3 protein-coding genes are annotated in these 4,901 nt (G+C 73.2%); all 3 read right to left on the bottom strand.

The window, feature by feature from the left end; all coding sequences use genetic code 11:
* Nucleotides 1–128 precede the first annotated feature (128 nt).
* A complete protein-coding gene (locus D588_RS0116715; protein ID WP_232764320.1) occupies nt 129–3,065 on the bottom strand; it encodes a ligand-binding sensor domain-containing diguanylate cyclase in 2,937 nt (978 codons plus the stop codon).
* Between the two features lie 183 nt (nt 3,066–3,248).
* Nucleotides 3,249–4,646, bottom strand: a complete 1,398-nt coding sequence (locus D588_RS0116720) for an ATP-binding protein (protein WP_232764321.1) — start codon at nt 4,644–4,646, stop codon at nt 3,249–3,251.
* A partial coding sequence (locus D588_RS0116725) for a winged helix-turn-helix domain-containing protein (protein WP_017916794.1) occupies nt 4,643–4,901 on the bottom strand: 259 nt, incomplete at its 5' end. The genes D588_RS0116725 and D588_RS0116720, both read right to left, overlap by 4 nt.

A 4,901-nucleotide genomic window follows, 5' to 3' on the forward strand; every position in this document is an offset into this window, starting at 1 on the left:
GGCGGTGCGCAACGCCCCACTGCAACGCCCCACGCGCTTCGCGGCGCCTGCCTGGCGCCTGCGCGCGCTTCCCAGGCAGGCTGCGTCGCCGCGCCACCGACGCGCTGCGTCCGGGTTGCGGCAGCGGCCTAGCCGACCACCCGATCGCGGCCTTCGCGCTTGGCCTGGTACAGGTGCTTGTCGGCCTTCACCAGCAGGTCGCGGCGGGTGCGCAGGGCCGGCGACAGGCAGGCGAAGCCGATGCTGGCGGTGAAGCGCACCGCGCGACCGTCGTCGGCGTACAGCGCCAGGTCGGCCACGCGCAGGCGCAGCGCGTCCAGGCGCGCGCGCGCCGCCTCCTGGTCCAGGCCGGGCAGCACCAGCAGGAATTCCTCGCCGCCATGGCGCGCGGCGAACGCCTGCTCGCCGAGGCTGTCGCGCAGCGCCTCGCCGACCCGGCGCAGCACCTCGTCGCCGATCTCGTGGCCGTAGGCGTCGTTGATCTTCTTGAAGTGGTCGATGTCCAGCAGCGCCACGCACAACGGCGTGCGCGCGCTCAGCGCCCGCTCCAGCGCCGTGTTGAGATAGGGATCGCCGGTGCGCCGGTTGGGCAGGCCGGTCAGCGCATCGTGCCCGGCCTGGTAGGCGAGCTTGCGCACCAGGTCCTCGCGTTCGAGGTTGGCCAGCTTCAACGCCAGGTTCTTGGCCTTCAGCTCGTGGGTGCGCTCGGCGATGATGGTGTTGAGCCGGCGCTGGCGGCGCCGGTAGCGATAGCTGCGGCCGCGGTACCACCACAGGATCAGAGCGGTCGCGCACAGCGCCGCCAGCACCACGAACGGCCAGCGCTCCCAGAACGGCGGCACCAGCTGCAGTTGCAGCGAGGCGCTGCCGATGCGTTCGCTGCGCGACCAGTCCAGCGGACTGGTCATCGCCTGCACGTCCAGGCGATAGCTGCCCGACGGCAGGTTGGTGTAGACGGCTTCCTCGTTGCTGCCGGCATCGACCCACTGCCGGTCGAATCCCTGCAGGCGGTAGCGGTAGCGCACCTTGTCCGGCGAGCGGAAGCTCAGCCCGGCATAGCCGACCGCGAGCCGGGCGACACCGCCGTGCAGGCGGTACTCGCCACGCAGCGGCTGCGCCACGCCGTCCACCTGCACATGCGAGATCACCAGCGGCGGCGCACGCACGTTGCGCCGGCTCGGCAGGGCCGGATCGATCAGCGCCAGCCCGGCCGAGGTCGGGATCAGCAGCGCCCCGTCGCGGCTGCGCCAGCCGGCCGGTGCGCTGCTGCCGTTGCCCTGCCCGCCGGGCATGCCGTCGCTGCGGTCGACCACATCCACCGCCAGGGTGCTGCGCTGGCCCGCGTCCAGCTCCGCCAGCCGCGCACGCGCGATGCGCAGCACACCGCGGTTGCTGTTCGCCCACAGGTTGCCGTTGCCGTCGTCGAGCAGCCGGAACAGCTTGTCGCGCGGCAGACCGACGCTATGGTCGTAGATGCGCCACTGCCCGCCGCGCAGCCGCAGCAGGCCGCGGTCGCTGGCGACCCACAGGGTACCGTCGGCATCTTCGAGGAAGTCGAAGGCGTTCTGCGCCGGGAAGCCCTGCCCGCTTGGCCGCGCCTGCAGCGTGCCGTTGCCCGCGAGCGTGGCGACGCCCTGATTGGTGCCGATCCACAGCACGCCGGCGTGGTCGCGGTACAGTGCCTGCACCTGTCGCCCGGGCAGGCCGTCGGCGCTGCCGTAGGCCCGCGTGCGATCGCCCTTGCGGTACAGCAGCCCCTCGTTGCCGCCGATCCACAGGCCGCCGTCGGCATCGGCCAGCAGCGCGCGCACCATGGAGCGCGGCACGCCCGCGGCCACGCCCAGGCGTTGCCGGATCGTGCCGTCGGCCGACAGCAGCAGCACGCCCTGGTCGTAAGTACCCACCCACATGCCGCCGTCGCGGGCGGCGGCCAGCGCCAGCACCGATGGATCGCGGCCCGGCCGCTCGCTCAGCCGTACCGCGCGGATGCGGCCGCCCTCCCAGCGGTCCACGCCGGCGGCGTGGCCGATCCAGATCGTGCCATCGGCGTTCTGCTCGACCACGCGCACATAGTCGCTGCCGAGCCCGTCCTGGCGGGTCAGGCCGCCAGCGTCGCCCTTGGCGACACGGAACAGCCCGTCGGTGCTGCCGGCCCACACCAGGCCCTCGTGGTCCTCGATCAGCGCGGGGCTGACCACGCCGGAGATCGACAGGACTTCGTCGCTGGCGCCGTTGGCGGTGCGCCGCAACAGCTGCCCGCTGGACAGGCTCATCCACAGCTGGCCGTCCTGGTCCTGCAGCGCGGCATCGACGCGCTGGCCGCGCCGCAGCCATTGCAGCTCGCCGTTGCCGCCGAGCCAGAACACGCCCTCGTCGCTGGCCACCAGCAGGCCGCCGTGACGGTCGGGGGTCAGCCGCCGGATCGAGGCGGTGCGCATCGCCGCCGTGCCCCAGCGTTGCGCCTGCGTGTCGTGCGCGGTCAGGCGGAACAGCCCCTGCGAGGTGCCCACCAGCACCGCATCGCGGTAGCGCAGCAGCGCGGCGATGCGGGTCCGGCGCAGCCCCGCGGCGGTGCCGACATCGACCAGGCGACCGTCGGCCTCGATCCGGAACAGGCCGTCCTCGCTGCCCACCCACAGCGCGCCGTCGGCATCGCGCAGCATCGCGGTGACCCGCAGGCGCTGCGCGCGCGCATCGCCCAGATGCTCCCAGCGCCCGGCGGCGTAGCGGAACACGCCGTCGTAGGCGGTGCCGACCAGCATGCCGCCATCGGTTTCGGCGAGCAGTGCGAACACGCCCGACAACTCCATGCCCGGGGTGTTCTGGCGATCGAAGACGGTGAAGGCGCGGCCGTCGAAGCGGGCCACGCCTTCCCAGGTTCCCACCCAGATCATGCCGTCGCGGTCCTGGGCGAGCGCGTGCACCAGGTTGTGCGGCAGCCCCTCTTCCATGGTCCAGCGCGCGATCACCGGGCGATCGAGCACCGCGCGCTCGGTCAGCGGCGCGGCCGGTTCGGCGCGCGCGGCGGCACTGGCGCAGCACAGCGCCAGCAGCAGGCATATCACCACGCCCAGGCGGCGACACAGCGCTAGCGCGCCGTCGCGACTATCGTGACGCCGATCCCCCTGTTCCATCCCTTTCCGAATCACACCTGCAACGGCGCGCGGGTACCCCCTGTGGGCAGATGGCTAATCTATCACTGCCTGTTCGGCGCCGATGTCAGGGTGTTCCTGACGCCCAGGCCTGGCTCACGGGGGTAGCGGCAGGGTCACGCAGACGCGCAGGCCGCCCAGGGTCGGCGAGGCGTCCAGGGTCACCTCGCCGCCGTGCGCGGTCACCACCTCACGCACGATCGCCAGGCCCAGGCCGCTGCCTTCCACGCCACTGCCCAGCTCGCGGTGGAAGCGCGCGAACACCCGCTCGCGCGCCTCGGCCGGGATGCCGGGACCGGAATCCTCGACGCTGAAGCAGACGCCGTCACGGCCGGCGCACAGCGCCACCTCGACCTGGCCCTGCGGCGGCGCATAGCGCAGCGCGTTGTCGATCAGGTTGCGCACCAGCGCCGACAGCGCCGCCTCGTTGGCCGGCAGCCGTGCCGGGTCGTTGCGGCGCAGGTGCAGGTGCTGACCGCGGCGCGCGGCCTGATCGCGCGCCTCCTCCACCTGCAACGCCACCAGCGCGTCCAGCGCCAGCGGCGACAGCGCCGCGGCGGCAGCGCCCGGCTCGACCCGGCTCAGGGTCAGCAACTGTGCGACCAGCCGCTCCACCCGGCGCACGCTGGCGTCCAGGTGCCGCTGCGATTCGCTGCGCTCGTCGGCGTCGCGGGCCTGGCGCAGGTTGTCGGCGTGCACCTTCAGCGCGGCGATGGGAGTGCGCAGTTCGTGCGCGGCATCGGCGATGAAGCGGCGTTCGCGCTCCAGCGCGGTCTGCAGGCGCCGCATCAGTCCGTTGACCGCGGCGACCAGGCCGAGGATCTCGCGCGGCACGCCCTGCAGCGGCAGCGGTTCCAGCCGCTGCGGGTCGCGCTCGCCGATCGCCTGCGAGACCCGGCTCAGGGCGCCGCTGGCCCAGCTCACCACCAGCCACACCAGCACCACCAGCACCGGCAGGGCCAGCAGCAACGGCAGGGCCGTGCCCAGCGCGATGTCCTCGGCCAGTTCCTCGCGGATATCGGCCTGTTCGCCGGTCTGGAACCAGCGCCCGCCCGGCGAGCGCAAGCTGAAGGTGCGCCAGCGGTCGCCATCCAGGGTGACGTCGGCGAAGCCGGCGCGCAGCGGCGCCAGCTGCCGGGTCGGCCCGCTGTCCGAGCGCAGCAGCAGATGGCCATTGCGGTCGCGCACCTGGAACGCGAGTTTGCTTTCGTAGGCGTGCCCGGTGCGGAACGCCAGCGCCTCGCCCACGCCCTGCGCCTGGCCATGCCAGCCGCGGATCACGATGGCGTCGCCGGCCGGACCCAGCCGCGACAGATCGTCCAGCGGCTCGTCGACCAGGCTCAGCAACACGCGCGAGGACTGCACCAGCTTGGCATCGAACATCTCGCCGGCCTCCTGCAGGCCGGCGCGGTAACTCAGCAGCGCGGTCAGCGCGAACACCGGCACCACCACGCCGAGCAGGCCGCCCAGCAAGCGTCGCCGCATCGAACTCATGGCGCCGCCGTCGCGGCCTGGGTGTCGAGCGCGTAGCCGACCCCGCGCACGGTGCGGATCAGCGCCGGATCGAGCTTGCGCCGCAGCTGGTGCACGTGCACGTCCACCGCGTTGCTGGCCACATCCTCGTCCCAGCCGTACAGCCGCTGCTGGATCGAATCGCGGGCGATGGCGCGGCCGTGGCGCTCGGCCAGCAGCCACAGCAGGGCGAACTCGCGCCGGGTCAGGTCCAGGGCACGGCCGCGCCAGCGCACC

The sequence above is a fragment of the Xanthomonas sp. SHU 308 genome (assembly GCF_000364645.1).
Lineage (GTDB): Bacteria > Pseudomonadota > Gammaproteobacteria > Xanthomonadales > Xanthomonadaceae > Xanthomonas_A > Xanthomonas_A sontii.